The organism is Micromonospora andamanensis (assembly GCF_016863495.1).
Taxonomy (GTDB): domain Bacteria; phylum Actinomycetota; class Actinomycetes; order Mycobacteriales; family Micromonosporaceae; genus Micromonospora; species Micromonospora andamanensis.
Genome location: NZ_BOOZ01000016.1, coordinates 43964 through 69256 on the forward strand (window position 1 = coordinate 43964; position 25293 = coordinate 69256).

The window sequence follows — 25293 nt, forward strand, 5'->3', positions numbered from 1 at the left end:
CCCGTACCCACCGTCAGCCGCTCGTCGCCGAGGCCCGGCGGCTGGGCTCCGGAGGCTCGGCCAGCGCGAGCGCGAGCCGTGCGGGTGCGGTCAGATCTGGTCGCCGATGGCGACCCGCGGTGCCGGGGTACGCAGCTTGCGGAAGGTGATCGCCCGCATGATCGCGTAGACGTACAGCGACCCCATCCGCTGGGTGGACCTCGGGAACCGCTCGCGGACCAGCTTCTTGATCTTGCGCGAGATGAGCACCGAGTCGACCACCACACCCAGGGCCAACGTGCCCCAGAGCAGGTTGGAGGCCAACCGGATCACCGGCGGCATCGCCTGGTTCGAGCCGATCAGCACCACCAGGGCGCCGCCGAAGAACCAGGTGCCGACCGTACGCCGGGAGTCGACCACGTTGCGGGCCAGCAGCCGCTCCGGACCCCGGTCGCGGGGGCCGCCCTCGCGCCGGAACTCCGCGGCCGCCTCGGCGCGACGCTCCCGACGCAGCGCCTTCGCCTCGTCCTTGCTCAGCGGCTTGGTGGCACCGGCGGGGCGGCGACCGGTGACCGGTCGCTTCGGCGTCTCCCGTCCCTTCGCCGGGGTGTAGGCACGGGACCGGGCCGCCTCGGCCGCCTCCTCCTCCGCCGGGGTCAGCGGCTCGGTGGCGGGATCGGCGAGGTCGGCGGACTTGCGACGAAACAGCGACGGCACGCGGCAAGGGTAGCCAACGCCGCGCGCCCGGTGCACATCGCGGTGCGACGAACGCGCGGCGGTGCCGTCGGTCGGGCTACGGCCGTTCCACCTGCGCGCCCAGATCGGCGAGCTTGGCCTCGAAGTCCTCGTAGCCCCGGTTGATCAGATCCACCCCGTAGACCCGGGAGGTGCCCTCGGCCGCCAGCGCGGCGATCAGGTGGCTGAAGCCCGCCCGCAGGTCGGGAATGACCAGGTCGGCGGCGTGCAGTTTGCTCGGGCCGGCGATCACCGCGGAGTGCTTGAAGTTGCGCCGGCCGAAGCGGCACGGGGTGCCACCCAGGCAGTCCCGGTAGACCTGGATGTTCGCGCCCATCGAGTTGAGTGCCTCGGTGTAGCCGAGTCGCTGCTCGTAGACCGTCTCGTGGACGATGGACAGGCCACGAGCCTGGGTCAGGGCCACCACCAGCGGCTGCTGCCAGTCGGTCATGAAGCCCGGGTGCACGTCGGTCTCCAGCGCGGTGGCCTGGAGTTCGCCGCCCGGGTGCCAGAAGCGGATGCCACCCTCCTGGCCCGGCTGTCCCGGCCGGGGCGGACGGGTGTCGGTCACCTCGTACTCGCCACCGACCGAGCGGAAGACGTTCAGGAACGTCATCATGTCGGCCTGCTCGGCACCGAGCACCTCGACGTGGCCCCGGGTGGCGAGGGCCGCCGCGGCCCAGCTCGCCGCCTCGATCCGGTCCGGGATCGGCCGGTGGGTGTAGCCGTGCAGTTTCGGTACGCCCTGGATCTCGATCACCCGGTCGGTGTGCACCTTGATGATCGCGCCCATCTTCTGCAGGACACAGATCAGGTCGATGATCTCCGGCTCCACAGCCGCGTTGCGCAGCTCGGTGACGCCCTCGGCCATCACCGCGGTCAGCAGCACCTGCTCGGTCGCGCCCACACTGGGGTAGGGCAGCGCGAACTTGGTGCCGTGCAGGCCGTTCGGCGCGGACAGGTGCAGCCCTTCGGGGGTCTTGTCGACTGTCGCGCCGAACTCCCGCAACGCCTGCAGGTGGAAGTCGATCGGCCGGGGCCCGATGTGGCAGCCGCCGAGGTCCGGAATGAAGGCGTGCCCGAGGCGGTGCAGCAGCGGCCCGCAGAACAGGATCGGGATCCGGCTGGAGCCGGCGTGCACGTTGATCTGGTCGGTGCTGGCGCTCTCCACGTTTGCCGGGTCGAAGACCAGTTCGCCGTCCTCGTCGCCGTCGGTGACCTTGACACCGTGCAGCCCGAGCAGGCCCCGGACCACCTCGACGTCGCGGATCTTCGGCACGTCGAACAGTCGGCTCGGGCTGTCGCCCAGCAGTGCGGCGACCATCGCCTTGGACACCAGGTTCTTCGCGCCGCGCACGCGGATCCGCCCCTGCAGCGGCGTGCCTCCGTGTACGACCAGGACGTCGTCGGTCAACGCAACCTCCAGCGCGTGCGTGCTGCCGTTTCGATGGATGGACACCACCGGTTCGCTACCCGGAGCGGGGGCGCGCCCAAACGCCCGAGCCCGTGTGTGTCGTCGCCCGGCAGCATAGCCCTCCGTGATGAGAATGGATCCGGTCACACCGCCTCGGAGGGCATTTATCGGTGATCCGGCACTTTCGCGTACAGTGGGCGTCACAGAAGGTGATGCCCTGTTGCGGGTCAGGCTCCGGGCAGTGCGAGCATCTGGTCCAGCGCCACCCGGGCGTGGTGCGCGGTGTCGGCGTCGACGGTGATCCGGTTGACCACCCGCCCGGCGACCAGCTCCTCCAGCGCCCAGACCAGGTGCGGCAGATCGATCCGGTTCATCGTCGAGCAGTAGCAGACCGCCCGGTCCAGGAACATGATCTGCTTGTCGGGGTGGGCCAGCGCGAGCCGGCGGACCAGGTTCAGCTCGGTACCGACGGCCCAAGCGGAGCCGGCCGGAGCGGCCTCGATGGTCCTGATGATGTATTCCGTCGAGCCGACCTGGTCGGCGGCCTGCACCACCTCGTGCCGGCACTCCGGGTGCACCAGCACGTTCACGCCCGGCACCCGCTTCCGGACGTCGTTGACGCTCTCCAGCGTGAACCGGCCGTGCACCGAGCAGTGCCCGCGCCAGAGGATCATCTTCGCGTCGCGCAGCTGTTCCGCGGTGAGCCCGCCGTTCGGCTTGTGCGGGTCGTAGAGGACGCAGTCGTCCAGGGAGAAGCCCATCTCCAGCACGGCCGTGTTGCGGCCCAGGTGCTGATCGGGCAGGAAGAGCACCTTCTCGCCCTGCTCGTACGCCCAGTCCAGGGCCCGCTTCGCGTTCGACGAGGTGCAGACCACACCGCCGTTGCGCCCGACGAAGCCCTTGATGTCCGCCGAGGAGTTCATGTAGGTGACCGGGACGGTCCGCTCCGCCAGGCCCAGCTCGGTGAGCACGTCCCAGGCGTTCTCCACCTGCGGCAGTGCGGCCATGTCCGCCATTGAGCAGCCGGCGGCCAGGTCGGGCAGGACCACCTGCTGGGCGTCGGAGGTGAGGATGTCCGCGCTCTCGGCCATGAAGTGCACACCGCAGAAGACGATGTACTCGGCCTGAGGGCGGGCGGCGGCCTCGCGGGCCAGCTTGAACGAGTCGCCCGTCACGTCGGCGAACTGGATCACCTCGTCGCGCTGGTAGTGGTGACCAAGCACGAAGACCCGGTCGCCGAGTGCGGCCTTGGCCGCCGTCGCGCGGGCCACCAGGTCGGGGTCGCTCGGTGCCGGCAGGTCACCCGGACACTCCACGCCACGTTCGGTGGCGGGGTCGCTGCCGCGGCCGAGGAGCAGCAGCGCAGTGGCGGTGTTGGAGGGCTCAACCCAGGTCGACGTCACGCCCTCCATGGTCCCACAGCGTGACCGTCGTGCCGCCCGTGCCGGTGTGGGCTGCCACACTGCCAGGCATGCGCGTACTGCTCTGCCCGGACAAGTTCGCCGGTACGCTGCCGGCCCCGCAGGTCGCCGCCGCGGTGGCCGACGGCTGGCGGGAGGTGGCACCTGGCGACGACCTGCTGGTCAGACCGCTGGCCGACGGTGGACCGGGCTTCCTCGACGTGCTCGCCGAGGCGCTGCCCGGTCAGCGGGTGCCGGTGCCGACGACCGACCCGCTGGGCCGTCCGGCCGCCGGTGAGATGCTGCTCACCGACGGGGGCGCGGTCGCGTGGCTGGAGAGCGCTCAGGCCTGCGGCCTGCACCTGCTCGACGCGGCCGAGCGCAATCCGTTGGCCACCACGTCGTACGGCCTGGGTCTGCTGATCGCCGCCGCGGTGGAGGCCGGCGCGCGCACAGTGGTGGTGGGCCTCGGCGGCTCGGCGACGAACGACGGTGGCGCGGGAATGCTCGCCGCCCTGGGTGCGGTGGGTCTGGACGGCACCGGCGCGGCCTTGCCGTACGGCGGTGCGGCATTGGCCGCGGCGGCGAAGCTCGACGGGCTGCCCCGGTTGCGGGAGGCCCGGTTGATCGCGGCCACCGACGTCGACAACCCGTTGCTCGGGCTGCACGGCGCGAGCAACGTCTTCGGCCCGCAGAAGGGCGCGGACCGGGCCGACGTGCTGCTGCTCGACGCCGCGCTCGGGCGTTGGGCCGAGGTGCTGGAGCGGGACCTGCCCGGCTGTCCCAGCGGGCTGGGCGCGCTGCCGGGCGGGGGTGCCGCCGGGGGTGTCGGTGCCGCGCTGCTCGCCCTCGGTGGTCGGTGCGAGTCCGGCATCGGGCTGGTCAGTCGGGCCGTCGGGCTGGAAACCGTGCTCGACGAGGTCGATCTGGTGGTCACCGGGGAGGGGCGGTTCGACCACCAGTCGCTGCGCGGCAAGGTGGTGGCCGGAGTGGCCGGCGCGGCGCGCGACCGGGGCGTACCCTGCGTGGTGCTCGCCGGTCAGGTCAGCACCGGGCGGCGGGAGGCGGCGTCGGTCGGGGTGACCGACACGTACAGCCTGGTGGAGCACTTCGGCGGCGAGGAGCGCGGCGGGCTGACCGCGGCGCTTGAGCGTCCGGCGCAGGGGTTGCGGGAGCTCGGCGCCCGGCTGGCCCGGCAGTGGAGCCGCTGATCCGGGTTCGCACCGAGTGCCTGGTCACGCCGCCGGGTCAGGCGGCCACCCGCGGCCTACAATCAAGAATTGGACCACTGTGGGAATCGCTGACCGGCGGCTGACGTTGGCCAGGGGAGGACCACACCGACGCGCCGCAGGGAGAATTCCACGTGACCACGCCAGCGCAGACCGAGTCGACCGAGGCCAAGGCCCCCACGTCCGTCGTCCTCACCGACGTCGCGGCGCAGAAGGTCAAGGCCCTGATCGAGCAGGAGGGCCGCGACGACCTGCGGCTCCGGGTCGCCGTTCAGCCGGGCGGCTGTTCCGGCCTGCGGTACCAGCTCTTCTTCGACGAGCGTTCGCTCGACGGTGACATCGTCACCGACTACGACGGTGTCGAGGTCGTCGTCGACCGGATGAGCGCCCCCTACCTGACCGGCGCCACCATCGACTTCGCCGACCGGATCGACGCCCAGGGCTTCACGATCGACAACCCCAACGCGGGCAACTCCTGCGCCTGTGGAGACTCCTTCAGCTGAGTCCGGTCTTCACGCGGACGGCGGCACGGCCTCACCGGCGGTGCCGCCGTCCGCGTTTCCGCCTCCCCGCCCCCAGCGCCCCACGCTTGATCATGAAGTTGTTGTCACGCCACGCCGGTGTGGATGACAACAACTTCATGATCAACGGTGGGTTTCGCGGTGGGGGTGGGTCTGTGGTGGGGTGGTCGCCGGGGGATCGCGGTGCCGGTAGGCTGATCGGGCTCTGCTGCCGATCCCGAGGGTTGCCATGAAGATCGCCGTGACCGGCTCGATCGCCACCGACCACCTGATGAGCTTCCCGGGTCGCTTCGCCGACCAGCTCATCGCCGACCAGCTGCACAAGGTCTCGCTCTCCTTCCTGGTGGACGATCTGGTGCTGCGCCGGGGCGGGGTCGCGGCCAACATCGCGTTCGGGATGGGGCAGCTCGGTCTCCAGCCGGTGCTGCTCGGCGCCGTCGGCGCCGACTTCGCCGACTACCGTTCCTGGCTGGAGCGGCACGGGGTGGACTGCGACTCGGTGCACGTCAGCGAGATCGCCCACACCGCCCGCTTCGTCTGTACCACCGACACCGACATGTGTCAGATCGCCTCCTTCTACGCGGGGGCGATGAGCGAGGCGCGCAACATCGAGCTGCACCCGGTCGCGCAGCGCCTCGGTGGGCTGGACCTGGTGCTGGTCGGCGCCAACGACCCGGAGGCGATGCTGCGTCACTCCGCCGAGTGCCGCGAGCGTGGTTACCCGTTCGCCGCCGACCCGTCCCAGCAGCTCGCCCGGATGCCCGGCGAGGACGTGTTGGCGCTGATCGACGGTGCCGACTACCTGATGACAAACGACTACGAGAAGTCGCTGCTGCAGAGCAAGGCCGGCCTCTCCGACGACCAGCTGCTGGACCTGGTGAAGATCCGGGTCACCACGCTGGGCAAGCACGGAGTGGAGATCGCGGGGCGGGAGATCGAGACGATCCACGTACCGATCGCGCGGGAGACCCAGGCGGTCGATCCCACGGGCGTCGGTGACGGCTTCCGCGCCGGCTTCTTCACCGCGCTGTCCTGGGGTCTCGGGCTGGAGCGGGCCGCGCAGGTCGGCTCCCTGCTCGCCACCCTGGTGCTGGAGACCGTCGGCACCCAGGAGTACCAGGTCCGCCGCGACGTCTTCGTCAAGCGTCTCGCCGAGTCCTACGGCGACCAGGCCGCCGACGACCTCCGCCCCCACCTGCTGCCCTGACCTCGCCGCCCCTACACGACCCCCGTCCGGCACAGACCTGCCGTCCGGCTCATGATCTGCGCAACTTCCCTGTTGTTGCTGCCTCGCGGGCGTTGGAGCCAGCAACATCGGTGAAGTTGTGCGGATCGTCGGGTCGGTAGGCGGACCTGCGGGGTCAGCGTGTTCGGCGAACCCGGTAGGCGGGGCCGGGGCCGGGGCCGAGGTACTCCTGCTGGCGCATGCGGCACCAGGCCGGGATGTCAACCGCCGCCGCCGGGTCGTCGGCGAGCACCCGCACCACCGCGCCGACCGGCAGCTCCGGCAGGCGGCGGGCGAGCGCGATCACCGGCAGCGGGCACCGTTGGCCAAGGCAGTCGAGCACCTCGTCGGGCTGACCACCGGGCCCCTCGTCGGGTGGGGCACCGCTGACCTCACGGGGCTCGCCGGGCTCATCGGCGGCGGGGGTGCCGGAAGCCGCGGGGTCGGAGGTCGTCACAGGTCTGTCACCCCCGCCTCCGCCCGAAGGTCGGCGACGATCCCGGGCAACTCGGTGAGGAAGCGTTCCACGTCGGCCTCGGTGCTGCTGGCGTGCAGCGAGACCCGGACGTTGCCGTGCGAGAGCACCCCCATCGCCTCCAGCACGTGCGACGGGCGCAACGTGGCCGACGTGCACGACGAGCCCGACGAGACGGCGAAACCCCGCCGGTCCAGCGCGTGCAGCAGCGCCTCGCCGTCGACGTACAGGCAGGAAAAGGTGACCAGATGCGGCAGTCGGCGCTCGGGATCACCGACCACCTCCACGTCGGGCACCTCGGCCGCGACCCGGGCCCGGATCCGGTCCACAAGGGGAGACAGCCGGGCCGCCTGAGTCGCCGCGTCGGCCGCCGCCGCGCGCAGGCTCGCCGCCGCCGCGACCACCGCCGGCAGGTTCAGCGTGCCGGGCGTACGCCCCGACTCGCGCTCGTCGGCCGGCCAGGGCGACTCCCAGCGGGTGCCCTTGCGGACCACGAGCAACCCGACGCCGGGCGGACCGCCCCACTTGCGGGCGCTCGCGGTCAACACCGACCAGCCGGGCGGCACCGGTGCCCGGCCCACCACCTGCGCGGCGTCGACGTAGAGCGGCACGCCGACCCGGGCGCAGGCCGCCGCGGCGGCCTCGACCGGCTGGACGGTGCCCACCTCGTGGCTGGCCGCGATCAGCGCGGCCGACGCCACCCGGTCACCGGCGACCGCCGTCGACCAGACGTCCAGGTCGAGCCGGCCGAGGCGGTCGACAGGCACCTCGACGGCCGCGCCGCCCCCGGCGACGTGCTGTTCGGCGGCGTACAGCACGGCCGAGTGTTCGATCGCCGAGTGCACCAGGACTCCGCCGGCCCGGCGGCGTCCACGCAGGCCACCGAGGACGGCGGTGTGCGCGGCGCTGGTGCCGCTGGGGGTGAAGGACACCTCGTCGGGGCGTACGCCGAGGGTGTCGGCCGTGGCCTCGCGGGCCGCGTCGAGCAACTGGCGGGCCCGCCGGGCCTGCGAGTAGAGCCGGTCGGGGTCGGCCCAACCGTCGTCGAGCGCCGCCAGCAGCGCCTGCCGGGCGACCGGATGCAGTGGCGCGGCGGTGGCCGCGTCCAGGTAGACGGGGGAGGGAGTCACGTCTGCCCACGCTATCGCCTCAGTCGGCACAAGATCCCCCGTCGGGTGCGGACAATGACCCCACGCGGGTCCAGCCCGTCATGGTCGAGTAATCTGCGACCGTCGGTGACGCCTTTGCCGCCGGTGCGGCCGGCTCCGCTCGGCGGAGCCGGCCGAAACGAGGACACCGCGGCGCGCTAGGGAGGCAGGACCAGGTGGTCGCAAGGAGTTCGGAGGTACGGCCGACGGCCGTACGGCGCAGCGCATCCTCGCGAGCCGGCGGGCGGCGGGGGCGTCGTGCCGGGCGTCTCGCCGGGCTCGGATTCAGTGGGGCGGCGCTGCTGGTCCTGCTCACGGGCTGTGACGTCGGAGCGGCGTTCGGCGGCTTCGGTTGGCCGCAGGGCGGCATCACCCCCGAGGCACGGCGGATGTACGACCTGTGGATCGCCTCGTGCGTGGCGGCACTCGCGGTCGGCTTCTTCGTCTGGGGCCTGATCTTCTGGTGTGTCGTGCGCTACCGCAAGCGCGGCAACGAGCTGCCGGTGCAGACCCGCTACAACCTGCCGATGGAGTTCCTCTACACCATCGCGCCGGTGCTCATCGTCTCGGTGCTCTTCTACTACACCGCTGTGGTGCAGACCGACGTGGTGAAGACCACCAACAACCCCGACGTCACGGTCGAGGTCGTGGCCTTCAAGTGGAACTGGCAGTTCAACTACCGCGACGGCCAGGGTGTCGATGCCGAGACCACCGCGTCGGTGCTCGGCACCAGCGAGGTCATCCCGATCCTGGTGCTGCCGAGCGGTCGGTCCATCCGGTTCGAGGAGACCAGCCGCGACGTCATCCACTCGTTCTGGGTGCCGGAGATGCTGTTCAAGCGGGACGTCATGCCGGGCAGCATCCGTAACGTCTTCGAGGTTTCCTCGCTGGAGACCGAGGGGGCCTACGTCGGTCGCTGCGCCGAGCTGTGCGGCAGCTACCACGCCTTCATGAACTTCGAGCTGCGGGTCGTATCGCCGGAGAACTTCGACCGCTTCCTCGCCGCCAAGCAGGGTGGCGCCTCGACCCAGGAAGCGTTGACGTCGATCGGCGAGGAGCCGTACGCGACCACCACGACGCCGTTCGAGACCCGGCGTACCGATAGCAACTTCAACCCGGACACCGCTCCGGCCGGCACGGGAAGCTGAGGCAACCGGCATGAAGACCGAGTGGCGTATCTTCCTGATCATCGCCGGGTTCCTGCTCTTCGCGACCTTCCTCTACGGCGGCTGGACGTACGCCGATTCGGGCGGTCAGGTCGAGTGGATCGGCACCGTGGCCCTGCTGCTGTCGTTCCTGCTCTGCACGATGTGCGGCGGCTTCTTCTGGTTCGTCTCCCGCCGCATCGACCTGCGCCCGGAGGACCGGCCGGACGCCGAGATCGCCGACGGCGCGGGTGAGATCGGCTTCTTCAGCCCGGGCAGCTACTGGCCGTTCGGGCTGGCACTGGCCGCCGCGATCGCCGGGCTGGGCCTGGTGTTCTGGCAGTTCTGGCTGCTCGGCCTCGGTGCGGTGGCGGTGATCCTGGCCGCCTGCGGCCTGCTGTTCGAGTACTACAGCGGCACCCGGCGTACCGCCGAGCACTGAGTGATAGCCACCGAGAAGGCCCGCCCCGGTGGGGCGGGCCTTCTCGTCGTCGGCTTGTCGAGCAGCGGTCGGCCGGGTCAGGCGGCGCGGTGGTGGACCGCCGTACGGCGGCGGGTCGACCGACGTGGCGCGTTGATGAAGGACATGACGACCGCCGTCCCACAGCCGGTGCAGGCTCGTTCGGGGCAGTCGGCGCCGTGGCCGTCGACACAGGGCGGTGCCTCGAACTGCTGGGTGCTGCCGCAGGTGTCGCAGTGAAGCTCGCGCTCCGACACGGAACTCTCCCTCCGCTCGGCGGCCGGTCGGTGGACATCACCGGAACTACTCGGTTGTAGTTTCCCACGCTCCTCCGACAGCCGCCGCGCGGCGGGTCAGGCGGTGCCGGCGACCTCGATCCAGCGGTCGAGGGTGCGGGCCGCCGCCCCGGAGTCGATCGACTCGGCGGCCCGGCCCAGGCCAGCGCGGAGCGCGTCGGTCAGGTCGCCGTCCAGGGATCCCTGGGTGGCCAGGGCCGCCGCCGCGTTGACCAGGACCGCGTCGCGGACCGGCCCCGGCTCACCGGCGAGCAGGCGCCGGGCCACGTCGGCGTTGTGGGCCGCGTCGCCGCCGCGCAGGTCGGCCAGGGTGGCCCGGGGTACGCCGAGGTCGACAGCGTCCACCACGGTCTCCCTGACGGCGCCGTTCTGGGCGATCCAGAACCGGGTCGCGGCGGCGGTGGTGAACTCGTCCAGCCCGTCCTCGCCGCGCATCACCAGCACCGAGTCACCCCGGGCCGCGAAGACGGCTGCCATCACCGGTGCCATCGTCGCGTCAAAACATCCGACGGCACCCGCGCGGGGACGGGCCGGGTTGGTCAACGGCCCGAGGAAGTTGAACGCGGTCGGCACCCCCAGCTCCCGGCGGACCGGACCGGCGTGGCGCATGCCGGGGTGGAACCGGGCGGCGAAACAGAAGCCGATGCCGGCCTCGGCCACGCACCGGGCCACCTGATCGGGCCCGAGGTCCAGCGGAATGCCGAGGAATTCCAGCAGGTCGGCGGTGCCGCAGGAGGACGAGGCGGCCCGGTTTCCGTGCTTGACCACGCGTACGCCGGCCCCGGCCACGACAAGCGCCGTCATCGTGGAGATGTTGACCGTGTGGGCGAGGTCGCCGCCGGTGCCGACCACGTCGAGCGCCTCGGCGCGTACCTCCTCGGGCAGCTCGACCGGGACGGCCCGGCCGAGCATCGCCTCGACCAGGCCGGTCACCTCGGCCGGCGTCTCGCCCTTGGCCCTCAGCGCCACGGCGAAGCCGGCGATTTGGGCGGGGCCCGCCGACCCGGACATGATCTCGCCCATCGCCCAGGCGGTGTCGGCGGCGGACAGTTCCTCGCCGCGCAGCAGCGCGGTGATCAGGTGCGGCCAGGTCCGATCGCCCATGGCGGGCCTCCCGAGCAGACGGTTGCGGGTGGGACGGGACCGGCGCCGGCTCGCCCGGCGCCGTGGCGGTGCCGGAGTGGGACGTCAGGCGGGTGCGCCCGCGCGCAGCAGCTCGGTCACGGTGGCGGCGGTGGTCACCGGGTCGAGCGGATGCACGAGAGTGGCGTCGACCTCGGCGAAGGACGCCAGCCAACGGTCGGCGGCGCGGGCGATCACCACACAGGTCGGGGGAGCGTCGTCGCGGTCGTCCTTGATCTGCCGGGCGATGCCGATGCCGCCACCGGGGCTTGCCTCACCGTCGAGCACCATCAGGTCGATCTCGTAGTCGTCGACCAGGCGGATGCACTCGGCGTAGGTGGACGCCTCGACGAACTCGACGCGCAGGTCGGCCGCAGGTCGGGTGCCGACGGCGAGCCGCATCCGGTCCCGTACCTGCGGGTCGTCGCTGTACAGCAGGACGGTGCACAGACGGTCGCTCATGCCGACACTCCGCTTCGCTTCGGGCCGTCCTGAGACGCCATCGCACCGAGCTTCATCCGCTCGCTCATGGCTTTCAACGGCTCCCACTTCGTAGCTGCGTGGCTGATCGTACCGGTCGGTGTGGTGCGCGTGACACGCCGCCCCGGGCCGGTCGCCGGCGTGTTCAGGCGGTGGATTCGGCCGCCCGCTGGCGGGCCTCCTGGCGGTCCAGCTCGCGGTCGATCCGGCGGGCCTCCCGCTCGGCCTGGCGCATCCACTGCACCACCAGGACTGCGAGCATCGTCACGCTGACGAACTCGCCACCGGCCCACAGGATCCCGCCGGCGAGCACCTGGTCCTCCCACGGGTCGGCCCAGCTCAGCCCGAGCGAGGGGTACCAGTCGCCGCCGAAGAGGGTGGTGCTCTGCATGATGGTCAGCCCGAGCACCGTGTGGAACGGCACCGACAGCAGCATCAGCAGCGCCCGCCCGGGGTACGGCCAGCGTCCCGGCAGCGGATCCAGGCCGAGCAGCGGCCAGAAGAACACGCAGCCGGTCATGATGAAGTGCGCGTGCACCACCTCGTGTGCCCAGGTGTGTTCCAGCGTGTAGCGGTACAGGTCGGTGAAGTAGAGCGCGAACGGGTTCACCACGAAGATGGCGAAGGCCACCAGCGGGAAGGTGTAGACCCGGGCGATCCGGCTGTGCACCACGGCGAGCAGCCGCTTGCGCGGACCGGTCGGCAGCGTACGCAGGGCCAGGGTCACCGGCGCGCCGAGCGCCAGGAAGATCGGCGAGACCATGGACAGCACCATGTGCTGGACCATGTGCACCGACAGCAGCGTGGTGTCGTACGCGTGCAGCCCGCTGACCGTGACCGAGGCGATGCCGCCGAGCCCGGGGCCGAGGAAGAAGATCGTCCGGGCGACCGGCCAGCGGTCGCCGCGCAGCCGCAGCCGGTACACCCCGTAGAGGTAGAGGCCGGCGGCGAGGACCAGGCCGACGGCGAGCCAGCTGTCCAGTCGGGCCTCGGTGACCACGGCGGTGACGGAGAACGGCGGCGGAGCCGCCTCGGCCGCCAGCGCACCGGCGCTGGCCGTCACCTCGGTCGCGGCCGGGCCGGTCGCGACCGCGGTGAGCAGCGGCGCGGCCGGTGTGGCGACGGAGATCGGATCGACGTGCAGCACGCCAATCAGCCTAGGTCAGGCGAACCGGACGGTACCGATCGGGCCATCCCGCGCCCGGGTTTCACCCCCCGCTGATCGCCGGCCGTGGTGAACGGCAATAATGACCGCGTGACTGCGGCCCCAGCCATTGACAAGAGCCGGATCCACTCTCTGACGCGGCCCAACATGGTCAGCGTCGGGACGATCGTCTGGCTCTCCAGCGAGCTCATGTTCTTCGCGGCGCTGTTCGCCATGTACTTCTCCATCCGCGCGGCGGCTCCGGAGCAGTGGGCGGAGCACACCGAGGTGCTCAACATCCCGTACGCGACCACCTTCACGGTGATCCTGGTGTTGTCCTCGGTGACCTGCCAGCTCGGCGTGTTCGCCGCCGAGAAGGGTGACGTCCACGCGCTGCGGCGTTGGTTCACGATCACCTTCGTGATGGGCCTGATCTTCGTGCTCGGCCAGCTCAACGAGTACCGCGAGCTGGTGCACCACGGCGTCAAGATCAACAGTGACGGCTACGGGTCGATGTTCTACCTCACCACCGGCTTCCACGGCCTGCACGTCACCGGCGGTCTGATCGCCTTCGTGATCTTCATGATTCGCACCACCATGGGCCGGTTCACCCCGGCTCAGGCCACCGCGGCGATCGTCGTGTCGTACTACTGGCACTTCGTCGACGTCGTGTGGATCGCGCTCTACGGCATGATCTACTGGCTCCAGTGATCTTGGCGCGGCGCCCGACGCCTTGCCGCTGCTCCACCCCCGCAAGACGAAGGTCCAACCCGGTTAAGGACACAGGTCATGACTTCTGACAACGACCGCCGACGCGGTCTGCTCGCGCGGCTGCGCGGGCGGCCCGGGGCGCCCAGCAGGGGCCGCCGCCGGCTGGGTGCCGCGGTCCGGCTGGTCGCCGCGCTGATGCTGGCCGGCGGTGCCTACACCGTCCTCGCCCCCGGCGCCGCCGCCCAGGAGAATCCGCCGCTGAGCAGCGCCGCCGTCGACGGCAAGGCGCTGTTCGACGTGAGCTGCGTGACCTGCCACGGTCGCAACGCGCAGGGGGTCGAGGGGCGCGGGCCGAGCCTCGTCGGCGTCGGCGCCGCCTCGGTGGAGTTCCAGGTGAGCACCGGCCGGATGCCGATGGCCCGGCAGGAGGCCCAGGCGGCGCGCAAGCCCGAGGTGTTCACCCGTGACGAGATCGACCAGTTGGCCGCGTACGTCCAGGAACTCGGCGGTGGACCTGTCGTTCCCGCCGGTGACAACCTGCACGCCGACGGCAACGTCGCGATCGGCGGGGAGCTCTACCGGATCAACTGCTCGCAGTGCCACGCGTTCAGCGGTGGCGGCGGCGCCCTCTCCTCCGGCAAGTACGCGCCGAGCCTCGCGCCGGCCACCGACCGGCAGATCTACTCGGCGATGCTCAGCGGCCCGCAGAACATGCCGGTCTTCGGCGACAACCAGATCACGCCGGAGCAGAAGGCGGACATCATCGCCTACATCCAGACGACGCTGAAGGACGACGGCGACCCGGGCGGCCTGTTCAACCTCGGCCGGTACGGACCCTCCACCGAGGGGGTGGCGATCTTCCTCGTCGGTATCGTCGCGCTGGTCTTCGCCAGCCTGTGGATCGCGGGTAAGTCGTGAGCGGGGGGACCATGAGCAGCCAGACCGGGCAGCCGGCCCTGCCGGGCCGGGACCCGCTCGACGTGAACGACCCCCGGCTCAGCCGGTTCGACATCGTCCGGGAAGGCGCCCGGCGGGACGACATCGAGATCGTCCACTACGAGCCGCAGGTGCTCGCGGGCACCAAGGCCGAGCGTCGGATGGTCCGCACGGTGGCGGCCTTCTTCCTGCTGACCGGGCTGGCGGCGACCGCTTTCCTGGCGGTCTACATCTGGTGGCCCTGGGAGTACGAGCCGGGTCGCGGCGGTGACAAGCTCTACACCCCGCTGCTCGGCGTGACCCTCGGCATCGCCCTGCTCGCCGTCGGCTTCGGCATCCTCACCTGGGGCAAGAAGCTGCTGCCCAAGGAGGTGTCGATCCAGGATCGGCACGAGGGCGCGGTGCCCTCCGAGGACCAGCGGATCACCGGCGAGACCATGGCGTACATGGCCGACGAGCTGGGCGTCAAGCGCCGGCCGTTGCTGGGTGTGTCGCTGCTGGCCGGTCTGCTGCCGGTCGGCGCGGTCGCCGCGGCGCCGCTGGTCGGCGGGCTGATCTCCAACCCGCACAAGGACGACCAGATGATGACCACCGGGTTCGCCCCCCGGGACGGTCAGAAGATCCGCCTGGTCCGCGAGGACGGTCGGCCCATCCGGCCGGCCGACATCAGCGCCGGTGGTCAGATCACCGTCTTCCCGGGCGTGGAGCACGGGGTGAGCAACAGGTACGCGGACTCGCCCACCCTGCTGATCCACCTGCGGGACGCCGACGCCGAGGCGTCGCGCCGCAACAACGAGCGCGAGGGCCACGGCGGCTACATGTGGGGCAACTACGCCGCGTACTCGAAGATCTGCACGCACGCCGGCTGCCCGGCGAGCCTGTACGAACAGCAGACCAACCGGCTGCTCTGCCCGTGCCACCAGTCGCAGTTCCTGATCACCGACAACGCCAAGCCCATCTTCGGTCCGGCCAGCCGGCGGCTGCCGCAGCTGCCGATCGAGGTGGACGCCGAGGGTTACTTCGTGGCTACGTCCGACTACACTGAACCCGTCGGGCCCGACTTCTGGGAGCGGCCGTGAAGCGGCGAAAGTTTGACGTGGCAGCGGTGCCGGGCAACACCGCCCGGGCGGTCGACGAGCGTTTCCAGGTGTCGACTCCACTGCGCCGACTGCTCAACAAGGTCTTCCCGGACCACTGGTCCTTCCTGCTCGGCGAGATCGCGCTATTCTCGTTCATCGTCCTGCTGCTGACCGGTGTCTTCCTGACCTTCTTCTTCGAGCCGACGATGACCGAGGTCATCTACAACGGCAGTTACGCCCCGCTGCGTGGCACGCCGATGTCGGCCGCGTACGCCTCGACGTTGGACATCTCCTTCGACGTCCGCGGCGGCCTGATCATGCGGCAGATGCACCACTGGGCGGCGCTGCTGTTCATGGCCGCGATCGTGGTGCACATGCTGCGGGTCTTCTTCACCGGCGCGTTCCGTAAGCCGCGGGAGACCAACTGGATCATCGGCTCGCTGCTGTTCTGGGTGGGCTTCCTGGCCGGCTTCACCGGCTACTCGCTGCCGGACGACGGCCTCTCCGGCACCGGCCTGCGGATCGCCTCCGCGATCATGCTGTCCATCCCGGTGATCGGCTCCTGGGTGACCGCTGCGGTCTTCAACGGTGAGTTCCCCGGCACGATCATCATCAGCCGGTTCTTCATCGCCCACGTTCTGCTCATCCCCGGGCTGCTCGTCGCGTTGATCACCGTGCACCTGGGCCTGGTGTTCAAGCAGAAGCACACCCAGTGGCCGGGCCCGGGCCGGACGAACGGCAACGTGGTCGGCGAGCGGATGTTCCCCCGCTACGCGATCAAGCAGGGCGGCTTCTTCATGGTCGTCTTCGGCGTGATCGCGCTGATGGGCGGTCTGTTCCAGATCAACCCGGTGTGGTTGTTCGGCCCGTACGAGGCGTGGGTGGTCTCGGCCGCCAGCCAGCCCGACTGGTACGTCATGTTCCTGGACGGCTCGACGCGACTGATGCCGGACTGGGAGATCACCATACCCATCGGCGAGGGATACGTGATCCCGCCGTTGTTCTGGCCGACAGTGGTACTACCCGGCATCCTCGTCGCGATCTCCCTGCTCTATCCCTTCATGGAGGCCCGCCACCTGAAGGACTACCGCAGCCACAACCTGCTCCAGCGTCCCCGCGACGTGCCCTTCCGCACCGGTCTGGGGGCGATGGCCGTCACGTTCTACGTGATCCTGACCCTCTCGGGCGCCAACGACGTCATCGCCGACAAGTTCCACATCAGCCTGAACGCGATGACCTGGGCCGGCCGGATCGGTCTGCTGCTCCTTCCGCCGCTGGCGTACTACGTCACCTACCGGATCTGCCTCGGCCTGCAGCAGCACGACCGGGAGGTCCTCGCCCACGGCGTGGAGACCGGCATCATCCGGCGACTGCCGGACGGCCGGTTCGTCGAGGTGCACCAGCCGCTCAGCGCGGGCGACGGGCACGGCGAGCTGGACTACGTCGGTTGGGTGGTACCGAAGAAGATGAACCGGCTCGGTGCCCTGGGCCCGGCCATCCGCGGCTTCTTCTACCCGATCGAGCGGCCGGCCGAGGCACCGGTCTCGCCGGGGCACCCGCCGGTCGAGCCGCGCCCGGAGCGGGAAGAGATCACCAGCGGGGACACCCGACCCTGAGATCCGTCCCAACGTGATGTGGCGCCCACCGGACTCCGGCGGGCGCCACACTCGTTTCGCCTCTTCCGGACGTCGTCGGCGCTCCCCGCCGTCGGCGGATCGCAGGAATAACCCCGGCCAGCCGGGTATCCGTGCGGTCCAACGTCTCAACGGGGAGGAAGCATGTTGGGTATCAAACGCCTCGGCCTGCTGGCCGCGCTGGTGCTGGTGGGTGTCGCACCCGCCGCCGCAGCGCAGGCGGCGGCGCAGCCGTCGGAACAGGACACCCAGTACCTGCAGGCGGTCCACCAGGTCAACCTGTACGAGATCGCCGCCGGTGAGCTGGCCCAGGAAAAGGGTCAGAACCAGCAGGTCAAGGAGCTGGGGCAGCAGTTCGTCACGGATCACACCGAACTGGACCAGTCGGTGCAGGATCTGGCCGGACAGCTCAACGTCGAGCTGCCGAGCGAGCCCACCACCGACCAGCAGACGGCTCTCGACCAGCTGAACAACGCCAGTGGTGAGGAGTTCGACAGGCTCTGGGTGACCCAGGGGCTGGCCGGCCACGTCCAGGCCATCCAGGCGACCCAGACGGAGATCTCGCAGGGCACCGAGCCGCAGGTGGTCCAGCTGGCGCAGACCGCGCTGCCGGTCCTGCAGGCGCACTACGACGCCCTGGTGATGCTGGCCGAGGAACTCGGCATCCCGGTTCCGGAGACCAGCCCGAGCGGTACGCCCAGCCCGGGTGGCACCGTTCCGGCTCCGGGGGCGACCACGCCGACTCCGGGTGAGACCTTCACCGAGGAGGCCCCGGTTCCGGGTGGCACCGTCACCGAGACCCCGGTGCCGCAGCAGAGCTGACCGGCGGTACGCGGCGAGCCGGCCCACCTGTGCGGTGGGCCGGCTCGTGCCGCCTTGCCGGCGGGTGAGCTGGATCGGTGCCCTCCGGGACCCCGCGCCTGGTCAGTCGGTGCTGCCCAGCCCGATGGCGAAGGCCTCCTCCAGGTCGTGCCGGGAGTACGCGCGGAAGGCGATGTGCGACTCGGTGTTGAGCACCCCCGGCACCTTCGAGATGCTGCCGGCGATGATCTGCGCGATCTCGTCGAACTCGCGGACCCGGACCATGGCGATCAGGTCGACGTGCCCGGCCACCGAGTAGACCTCGCTCACCCCCGGCAGGTTCGCCAGTGTCTCGGCCACCTCGGGAATCGAGTCGGTGGCGCAGTCGATAAGCACGATCGCGGTGATCACGTGGCTCTCCGTTCGTCGGCGTCGTCGCTCATGCTAAGGCCGGGCCCCGGCTCAGGCCGCCGGGACGGTCAGGTCGACGCCGACCCGGATCACGTCCCGCAGGTGCTCCTCGTCGCCGACGCTGGCGTTCGGCCAGACCACGCTGCGGCTGACCGTCCCCCGGACGGTGGCCCCCGCGCCGACTACCGAACGGTGACAGTGGCCGGTGACGGTGGCTGTCGGGTCGATCAGAGAGTCGCCACCGGCGGCGTGCAGGTTCGCGGCGAGGTAGTCGGCCGGGGTGCCGGTGTCGATGAAGGTTCCCGGGTAGCCCACCACGTCCAGTCGACCGGCGGCCTCGGCCGGACGCCAGACCGCGCGTACCAGGTCGCCGAAGGTGGCGGGCAGGTCACGGACCAGCCGCCACGGCAGCAGCGAGAAACCGGTGAAGACGTGACCGTCGAAGGTGCCAGGTGCCGCCGGGTCGCCGGCCGGCTGACCGAGCAGGCGTACCGAGTCGCCGTCCCAGCCGTCCAGCAGCGCGGCGATGTCCGGACCGGGCGGTGCCGCCGGATCGGACAGGTAGGCGTCGGCGTTGCCGACAAGCACACCCCGGCCGTCGATCCAGTCCCGCAGCCGTCCCACACCGCCCGCGGTGCCGAGCGGGCTGCCCGGTTCCACCGAGAGATGGGCTCGGTCACCGACCTGCTCCACCACCTGGTCGCCCAGATAGCAGGCGTTCACCGCGACCGTCGCCGGGCCGCTCAGGCCGAGACCGGCGAGCCGGGCTAGGGCCCGGTCCAGCAGGGGCACGTTGCCCACCGGGCAGAGTGCCTTTGGCAGCCGTTCGGTGAGCGGACGCAGCCGGGTGCCCTCACCGGCGGCGAGCACCACCGCGCAGATCCCGGCGGAGGGTGCGGCGGGCCAACTGCCGGTCGGGGCACCCTCGGACCGGGTCACGGCGTCGTGTCGGGCAGCGGCGGCGGGAACTGCCCGGCCAGCGGACCGATGTCGTAGTAGGCGAGCAGGCGAGCGGTGGGCCAGGTCAGCTTCGGCAGGTCGTCCAGCGGATGCCAGGCGGCCTCGAAGACCTCCGCGCCGTCGACTGTCAGCTCGGTGCTCGACGCCGGCACCTCGGCGGTGAACACCACGTCCACCCAGCCCTTGGCGTGCACGACAGCGTTCGGCACCGCCGGGGTGAGTCGGGTGGGGGAGAGCCGGACGCCGGTCTCCTCGTACAGCTCCCGGGCGGCGCCGACCGCCGGGTTCTCGCCGCGTTGCAGCAACCCGGCCGGCAGCGTCCACCCCCGGCCGGGCGGCTGCCGCAGCAGCAGCAGGCGTCCCGCCCCGTCGGCTTCGCTGTCGCGCAGCAGGGTGACGGCGCCGACGATGTACTTGGGCACGGCCATCCGGACCAGCCGACGTCGTACCGGCAGCGGCAGCCGGTAGAAGACCTGGTACGCGACGGCGCGCCCGGTGCGGCGCGTACGGGGGATCATGGCTCCAGGCTAGTGGCCGTGAGGCGCGCTCGCGCCACGAGGAGCACGCCGGGTACGGCGCGGGCCGCCACCGTCACTGACGGTGGTCGACCAGGTCGATGAGTTGGCGTACCACGGTGTCCGGCTCGATGACCCGGTCGAAGACCGCGACCAGCAGGGTTTCCAGGTCCGGGTAGCCGAGTTCCTCGGACAGGCGCAGCAGTGGCAGGTCGCTGGCCAGCCCTCGGTTGTGCTGACGCAGGGCCAGCCCGATGGTGGCCCGGCCCAGGCGTACCTTGTCGCTTATCGAGATGCCCGGCTCGCTGTGCTCGGCGAACCATCTGTTGATCTGCATCTGCGCGTGCGGTGACTTGACGAAGCCGAGCCATTCCCGGCGCGGTCCCCGGGGGGCCACCTCCGCGTCGAGGCTGCTCTCCTCGTCGGTCTCGGTGAAGATCTCCACCACGTCGCCCTCTTCGAGCTCGGAGGAGAGCGGGACCAGCCGACCGTTGACCCGTGCCGCCAGGCACCTGTCACCCCGGTCGGAACCCAGCTCGTACGCCAGGTCGACAGGTGTGGCACCGGCCGGCAGCACGATCTGCCGGCCGTCGGCGACCACCTGGATCTGCGCCTCGGACAGGTCGCAACGCAGCGAGTGGAGGAACTGCGCCGGGTCGGCCGCGTCCTGCTCCCAGTCCAGCACCCGGCGCAGCCAGTCGAGCTGGCCCGAGCGGGCCGTGGCCCCGCCGGAGCGGGGGAAGCGGAAGTCGGCGGCCACTCCGAACTCGGCCGCCCGGTGCATCTCCACGGTGCGGATCAGCACCTCGACCGTGCGGTTCCTCGGCCCGCAGACGCTCGTGTGCAGGGACCGGTAGAGGTTGTTCTTCGGCGAGGCGATGAAGTCCTTGAACCGGCCCGGCACCGGCCGCCAGAGACCGTGCACCGCGCCGAGGGCCGCGTAGCAGTCGGTCGCCGGGCCGTCGACAACGATCGTGATGCGGGGCAGGTCGAACGGGGCGGTGTGGCCGCCGGCCACGGTGTCCTTCCAGATGGAGTACAGGTGCCGGGGGCGGGGGGCGACCTCCGCGTCGACCCGGCTGCGTCGCAGCGCCCCCTTGGCCTGCGCGACCACCTCGGCCAGGTAGCTGTCCCAGCCGGGGCGGTCGTGCACGTGCCGCGCGATGCGGGCGTGCTCGTCCGGTTCGAGGTGCAGCAGCACCACGTCGTCAAGCTCCCGTTTCAGGGTCTGGATGCCCAGCCGGTCGCAGAGCGGTACGAGCACCTCCTGGGTCTTGCGGGCGATGCGTTCGCGGGAGGCGGCCGAGCGCACGCCCAGGGTGCGCATGTTGTGCAGTCGGTCGGCGAGCTTGATGATGAGCACCCGGACGTCCTTGCCGGCCGCTATGATCATCTTGCGGATGGTCTCCGCCTCGGCGGCCTGACCGTAGAACGCCTTGTCGAATTTGGTCACCCCGTCGACCAGGTGGGCCACCTCGTGGTCGAAGTCCTCCGCGAGGGCCTGCAGCGTGTAGCGGGTGTCCTCCACCGTGTCGTGCAGCAGCGCGGCGACCAGGGTGGTGGTGTCCATGCCGAGTTCCGCGCAGATCTGGGCGACCGCGAGCGGGTGGGTGATGAACGGTTCTCCGCTCTTGCGGAACTGGCCGCGGTGCATGTTGTCGGCGATGGTGTAGGCGCGGCGCAGCACCGCCGGATCGGCGCCGGTGTGGATGGTGCGGTGGGTGCGGACCAGTTGGCCCACCGGTTCGGTCTCGGCGGTCGGCCAGGTGAGCAGCGATCGGAGTCGTCGGGTCAGGGGCAGCTCGCCGGGCTGTGTCGGGAGCGCGCCGCCCAGGGCACCGCCGTGTCCGGCGTTGACGTCCACCTGGGACACCCCCTCACGCCTGCTGCGCCACCACCGGAATCCGGCAAGCGGGAGCAGACCCTCGAAACGGGCAGGACTGCACTTCCTTAACAGAGTAAGTGAGTCGACGTAGTCCGATCGGACAGTTGCTCATGAGCGTTCGGACCAGAGTTGCCGGGACGCCGCGTTCTCGGCCTTCGTCAACAGGTCGCGGAACCGTGCCGCGCCGGCCACCGGGGAGGCCCAACCAGCGGACATCTCGACCAGCCGGGTCTCCGGTCGCTCCAACCAGGACAGGATCCGCTCGGACTCCTCGGGGCTCGCCGCCGGTACCGGACCGTGACCGGGCGACACCGTTTCGGCGGTCGCCCGGATGGCGGCCAACGTCGGTCGAGGATGGACCCCGGGCGGGGACACGCCGGCACCGGCGAGCCGGCCGTGGCGTACCAGCGCCAGCTCCCAACCGCCGCCGGCCGCCGGGTGGGCGGCGGCCACCTCCGCGATCGCACTCAGCGCGGCGAGCCGCTGCATGCGTACGGCGGCCCGCAGCACCGCCACGAGGCGGGAGCGCAGTGCCGCCGCCTCCTCGTAGCGCTGGCTGGCCGAGAGCGCCTCGATCCGGGCGAGCAGGGCGTCGACCACCGGTTGCGGGTCGCCGGTGGTGGCGGTGGCGAACGGGGTGACCGCGCGGGCGTCGTACTCCTCGGGGGAGATCCGGTGCTCGCAGGGTGCCGGGCAGCGGCCCAGCTCGGCCAGCGCGCAGGCCGGCGTGACGGTGCGCAGCGACAACCTGTGGGTGCACTGGCGCAGCGGCACCGCGTCGTGGAAGCCGGCGGCGGCCAGCTCGGCGGTGCGTCGCGAGGTGAACGGACCGAGGTAGGCGCGGTCGCTCGGGGAGATCTCCCGGACCACCGACAACCGGGGGTACGGCCCGTCGGTCAGCTTCAGCCAGACCACCCGCTCCGGGTACTTCGACCGCCTGTTGTACGGCGGCGCGTGCGCCCCGATCAACCGCAGCTCACGGACCTCGGCTTCCAGCGAGTGCGCGCACTCCACCGCCTCCACCCGCTCGGCGGCGGCCAGCATCTCCGAGATCCGGGCGCGCTTCTCCGCGGCGGTGAAATAGCTGCGTACCCGGGTGGCGATGTCCCGGGAGGTGCCGACGTAGAGCGGTCGGTCGTCGGCGGCCCGGAAGATGTAGACCCCGGGGGAGCGGGGCAGGCCGTCGGCCAGATGCCGCTTGCGACGTTGGGTAGGGGTGACCGCGCGGGCGAACTCGATGGCGTCGCCGACGGTGTCGACCCGGTGCCCGCCGAGCCGCCCGATGAGTCCGTGCAGCACGTCGACCGTTGCCCGGGCGTCGTCAAGCGCCCGGTGGGTCGGCTGCGTGGCGGCCCGGAAGTACGCCGCGAGGGTGCCGAGCTTGCGGTTGGGCACCTCGTCGCGCAGCAGCACCCGCCGGGCCAACGCCGCGGTGTCCAGCACCCGTGGGTTGGGCCAGCGGTAGCCGTGCTTCGCGCAGGCCGCTTTTAGGAACCCGACGTCGTAGGGCGCGTTGTGGGCGACGAGCACGGCGTCCGAGATGAACTCCAGGAAACTCGGCAGCACCTGCTCGACAGGGGGTGCCGGCAGCAGCATCGCCTGGGTGATGCCGGTCAGCACGGTGATGAAGGGTGGGATCGGTACCCCGGGGTTGACCAGGGTGGCCAGTACGCCCAGTTCCTCGCCGCCGCGCACCTTGACCGCGCCGATCTCGGTGATGCCGCCGCCGTCGGGGGCTCCGCCTGTCGTCTCCAGGTCGACAACAACGAACGTCGTCGCGTACAGCGGCAGCGCCGGGTCGACGCCTTCGACGGTCGGGTCGAGCCCGGCCAGCGCCGGTTGCCGGAACTCCTGTGCTGCCATCCGCGGCACCGTAACGGTCCGGTCCGACACTCGCGCCCCACCAGCCCCGGCAGTCACCACCGGTCTAGGATGAGAGATCGGCTCACTCACCGGGCGGTGGGCCCGGTCGCGGTGGGAGACTTGCCACATGCCCCTCGCCGAGCCGCACGACGACAACCTCCCGCAGGAGGAGCAGGTCGTCGCGGTGCCTGCGGCCGGTGACGGTCCCACCGACGACCCGGTGCCGGGCACCGGGCCGGCGGACCAGGTGCAGCCGGAGCCGGAGCCGAGTCTGCCTGAGCCGGTACGCCAGCGGATCGTCTCGCTCACCGCCGCCGTACTGCCCGGCCTGCCCGCTGACGAGGTGCCGGTGCCGCTGCGCCGGGTCGCCAAGTTCGCCCCGAATCGACGGGCCCGGCTCGGTGCGCCGGTGATCGCCGCGCAACTCGCCGCCGATCCGCTGTTCCGGCAGCGGGTCACCGCCCGGGTCCTGGCCGACGTCGGTGACCTGGGTGCCGCCGTGGTGGACGGCACCGCCCCCGCCGCCGCCGACCCGGTCGAGGTGGCCGCCCTGGCCTACCTGGCCCGCCCGCGCGGCTGGCGGGAGCTGATCGACGCCAGTGGGGCGGCGGTCCGCGCCGAGGCGGACACGGCGGTCGTGGCCGAACTGGTCCGGCAGGCCGAGCAGCGGGCCACCCGGGCCGAGCATGACCGGGCGGTGGCCCGGGTCGAGGCCGACAAGCTGCGCGACGAGCTGGCCCGGGTGCGTGAGGAGTTGGGCCAACTCCGCGAGGAGGCCCGGCAGTTGGCCCGTACGCTGCGGGAGAGCCAGTCTCGGGAGCGCCGGGCGAGCGAGCTGCTGGCCACCGAGCGAGGCCGGGCCGCCCGCGCCGCCGCCGACGCGGACGCCGAACTGCGGCGGGCCCGGGCCCGGCTGGCCGAGGCCGAGGCGGCGGCCGGGGTGGCCCGCAGCAGCGCCAAGGAGGCCCGCTCGGTCGACGACGCGAGACTGTGGCTGCTGTTGGAGACGATCGGCCAGGCCGCCCTCGGGCTGCGCCGGGAACTGGCGCTGGACCCGGTCGACAAACTGCCCGCCGACTTCGTGGCCGACTCCTTCTCCGATTCTCCCGCAGCCACCGCCACTGCGGCCGCCGCCCGCGCCCAGGACACCGACGACCCGGCCCGGCTGGACCAGCTGCTCGCGCTGCCCCGGGCGCATCTGGTGGTCGACGGCTACAACGTGACCAAACGAGGCTTCGGTGAGATGTCCCTGGAGCAGCAGCGCAAGCGCCTGGTCACCGGCCTCGGTGGGATCGCCGCGCAGACCGGTGACGAGGTGACTGTCGTCTTCGACGGGGCCGAACGGGTGCACGGCCTACCACCCACCCCGCGCGGCGTGCGGGTGCTGTTCTCCCGCAAGGGCGAGACCGCCGACGAGTTGATCCGCCGGCTGGTCCGCGCCGAACCGCCCGGGCGCCCCGTGGTGGTGGTGTCCTCCGACCGTGAGGTCGCCGACGGGGTACGCCGGCACGGGGCGTACCCGCTGGGGGCCGACTCGCTGCTGCGTCGGCTGTCGCGGTCCTGACCCGCTGCCACGATCCCGGCCGGCCCGGGGTGGGTGGGACGACGGGCGGGGGACGGGCACGCCCCGGGACATAGGATGGGCGCCCATGGCGACAGGAGCGGGCGGTATGAGGCGCACGGCGGACGACCTGTCGGTGCGCGTTCGCTGCGGCGGCGGGTTGC

The 25293-nt window shown here is 71.4% G+C and carries 25 protein-coding genes; 11 read left to right on the forward strand and 14 right to left on the reverse strand.

Features of this window, described 5'->3' with window-relative positions; all coding sequences use genetic code 11:
* Positions 1–90: 90 nt before the first annotated feature.
* The 3 genes from Van01_RS16120 to nadA form a co-directional block, all read right to left on the reverse strand.
* Positions 91–696, reverse strand: a complete 606-nt coding sequence (locus Van01_RS16120) for a DUF3043 domain-containing protein (RefSeq protein ID WP_204007718.1) — start codon at positions 694–696, stop codon at positions 91–93.
* A 76-nt stretch (positions 697–772) separates the two neighbouring features.
* Positions 773–2128: a UDP-N-acetylglucosamine 1-carboxyvinyltransferase gene (murA, locus tag Van01_RS16125; RefSeq protein ID WP_204007948.1), complete on the reverse strand. Its 1356-nt coding sequence runs from the start codon at positions 2126–2128 to the stop codon at positions 773–775.
* 227 nt (positions 2129–2355) lie between these two features.
* A complete protein-coding gene (nadA, locus tag Van01_RS16130) occupies positions 2356–3531 on the reverse strand; it encodes a quinolinate synthase NadA (protein ID WP_204007720.1) in 1176 nt (391 codons plus the stop codon).
* A gap of 68 nt (positions 3532–3599) precedes the next feature.
* Between nadA and Van01_RS16135 the strand changes: the two genes are divergently transcribed.
* The 3 genes from Van01_RS16135 (at position 3600) to Van01_RS16145 (ending at position 6485) form a co-directional block, all read left to right on the forward strand.
* Entirely contained in the window at positions 3600–4739 is a 1140-nt protein-coding gene (locus Van01_RS16135; protein WP_204007722.1) for a glycerate kinase family protein, read from the forward strand.
* Positions 4740–4891: 152 nt separating this feature from the next.
* Positions 4892–5260, forward strand: a complete 369-nt coding sequence (gene erpA / locus Van01_RS16140; RefSeq protein WP_099850844.1) for an iron-sulfur cluster insertion protein ErpA — start codon at positions 4892–4894, stop codon at positions 5258–5260.
* A gap of 247 nt (positions 5261–5507) precedes the next feature.
* Positions 5508–6485 (forward strand): carbohydrate kinase family protein, encoded by a 978-nt coding sequence (locus Van01_RS16145; RefSeq protein ID WP_204007724.1) that lies wholly within the window; start codon positions 5508–5510, stop codon positions 6483–6485.
* 154 nt (positions 6486–6639) lie between these two features.
* Here Van01_RS16145 and Van01_RS16150 read toward each other — a convergent pair whose 3' ends face one another.
* Positions 6640–6846: a sulfurtransferase TusA family protein gene (locus Van01_RS16150; protein ID WP_204007950.1), complete on the reverse strand. Its 207-nt coding sequence runs from the start codon at positions 6844–6846 to the stop codon at positions 6640–6642.
* 110 nt (positions 6847–6956) lie between these two features.
* Complete coding sequence (locus tag Van01_RS16155; protein WP_204007726.1) at positions 6957–8108, reverse strand: cysteine desulfurase family protein; 1152 nt, start codon at positions 8106–8108, stop codon at positions 6957–6959.
* Positions 8109–8302: 194 nt separating this feature from the next.
* On the opposite strand from Van01_RS16155, the gene ctaC reads away from it, so the two are divergent.
* Together ctaC and Van01_RS16165 are read left to right on the forward strand one after the other, a co-directional pair.
* Entirely contained in the window at positions 8303–9274 is a 972-nt protein-coding gene (ctaC, locus tag Van01_RS16160; RefSeq protein WP_204007728.1) for an aa3-type cytochrome oxidase subunit II, read from the forward strand.
* A 10-nt stretch (positions 9275–9284) separates the two neighbouring features.
* Positions 9285–9713, forward strand: coding sequence for a cytochrome c oxidase subunit 4 (locus Van01_RS16165; RefSeq protein ID WP_204007730.1), 429 nt, complete (start codon positions 9285–9287; stop codon positions 9711–9713).
* Between the two features lie 77 nt (positions 9714–9790).
* Here Van01_RS16165 and Van01_RS16170 read toward each other — a convergent pair whose 3' ends face one another.
* The 4 genes from Van01_RS16170 to Van01_RS16185 all read right to left on the reverse strand — a co-directional run bounded on the left by Van01_RS16170 (position 9791) and on the right by Van01_RS16185 (position 12776).
* Positions 9791–9988, reverse strand: coding sequence for a hypothetical protein (locus Van01_RS16170; RefSeq protein ID WP_204007732.1), 198 nt, complete (start codon positions 9986–9988; stop codon positions 9791–9793).
* A gap of 96 nt (positions 9989–10084) precedes the next feature.
* Positions 10085–11131, reverse strand: coding sequence for an anthranilate phosphoribosyltransferase (gene trpD, locus Van01_RS16175; RefSeq protein ID WP_204007735.1), 1047 nt, complete (start codon positions 11129–11131; stop codon positions 10085–10087).
* Positions 11132–11215: 84 nt separating this feature from the next.
* Positions 11216–11611 carry a hypothetical protein gene (locus tag Van01_RS16180; protein WP_204007737.1) on the reverse strand — a complete coding sequence of 132 codons (396 nt, stop codon included), beginning with the start codon at positions 11609–11611 and terminating at the stop codon, positions 11216–11218.
* A 163-nt stretch (positions 11612–11774) separates the two neighbouring features.
* On the reverse strand, positions 11775–12776 hold the full coding sequence (locus tag Van01_RS16185) for a cytochrome c oxidase assembly protein (protein ID WP_204007739.1): 1002 nt from the start codon (positions 12774–12776) through the stop codon (positions 11775–11777).
* A gap of 108 nt (positions 12777–12884) precedes the next feature.
* On the opposite strand from Van01_RS16185, the gene ctaE reads away from it, so the two are divergent.
* From ctaE to Van01_RS16210, 5 genes are all read left to right on the forward strand, one after another.
* Positions 12885–13484: an aa3-type cytochrome oxidase subunit III gene (gene ctaE / locus Van01_RS16190; protein WP_204007741.1), complete on the forward strand. Its 600-nt coding sequence runs from the start codon at positions 12885–12887 to the stop codon at positions 13482–13484.
* Between the two features lie 78 nt (positions 13485–13562).
* A complete protein-coding gene (gene qcrC, locus Van01_RS16195; RefSeq protein ID WP_204007743.1) occupies positions 13563–14402 on the forward strand; it encodes a cytochrome bc1 complex diheme cytochrome c subunit in 840 nt (279 codons plus the stop codon).
* A gap of 11 nt (positions 14403–14413) precedes the next feature.
* The gene (gene qcrA / locus Van01_RS16200) at positions 14414–15499 is read left to right on the forward strand and encodes a cytochrome bc1 complex Rieske iron-sulfur subunit (RefSeq protein WP_204007763.1); all 1086 of its coding nucleotides are present in this window, start codon (positions 14414–14416) and stop codon (positions 15497–15499) included.
* Complete coding sequence (qcrB, locus tag Van01_RS16205; protein ID WP_204007765.1) at positions 15496–17115, forward strand: cytochrome bc1 complex cytochrome b subunit; 1620 nt, start codon at positions 15496–15498, stop codon at positions 17113–17115. Before qcrA ends, qcrB begins: the two co-directional genes overlap by 4 nt.
* A gap of 162 nt (positions 17116–17277) precedes the next feature.
* Positions 17278–17955 (forward strand): DUF4142 domain-containing protein, encoded by a 678-nt coding sequence (locus Van01_RS16210; RefSeq protein WP_099850866.1) that lies wholly within the window; start codon positions 17278–17280, stop codon positions 17953–17955.
* Positions 17956–18057: 102 nt separating this feature from the next.
* Here the strand turns inward: Van01_RS16210 and Van01_RS16215 are convergent, their stop codons facing one another.
* The 5 genes from Van01_RS16215 to Van01_RS16235 form a co-directional block, all read right to left on the reverse strand.
* The gene (locus Van01_RS16215; protein WP_099850868.1) at positions 18058–18345 is read right to left on the reverse strand and encodes an Lrp/AsnC family transcriptional regulator; all 288 of its coding nucleotides are present in this window, start codon (positions 18343–18345) and stop codon (positions 18058–18060) included.
* A gap of 51 nt (positions 18346–18396) precedes the next feature.
* Complete coding sequence (locus Van01_RS16220) at positions 18397–19284, reverse strand: sugar phosphate nucleotidyltransferase (protein ID WP_239099115.1); 888 nt, start codon at positions 19282–19284, stop codon at positions 18397–18399.
* Positions 19281–19823, reverse strand: a complete 543-nt coding sequence (locus tag Van01_RS16225) for an NUDIX hydrolase (RefSeq protein WP_204007767.1) — start codon at positions 19821–19823, stop codon at positions 19281–19283. The genes Van01_RS16220 and Van01_RS16225 overlap by 4 nt, the downstream gene beginning before the upstream one ends.
* A gap of 73 nt (positions 19824–19896) precedes the next feature.
* Positions 19897–21684, reverse strand: a complete 1788-nt coding sequence (locus Van01_RS16230) for a RelA/SpoT family protein (protein ID WP_204007769.1) — start codon at positions 21682–21684, stop codon at positions 19897–19899.
* A gap of 129 nt (positions 21685–21813) precedes the next feature.
* Positions 21814–23568: a DEDD exonuclease domain-containing protein gene (locus Van01_RS16235; RefSeq protein ID WP_204007772.1), complete on the reverse strand. Its 1755-nt coding sequence runs from the start codon at positions 23566–23568 to the stop codon at positions 21814–21816.
* 127 nt (positions 23569–23695) lie between these two features.
* On the opposite strand from Van01_RS16235, the gene Van01_RS16240 reads away from it, so the two are divergent.
* Positions 23696–25132 (forward strand): NYN domain-containing protein, encoded by a 1437-nt coding sequence (locus Van01_RS16240; protein ID WP_204007774.1) that lies wholly within the window; start codon positions 23696–23698, stop codon positions 25130–25132.
* Positions 25133–25293: the final 161 nt, after the last annotated feature.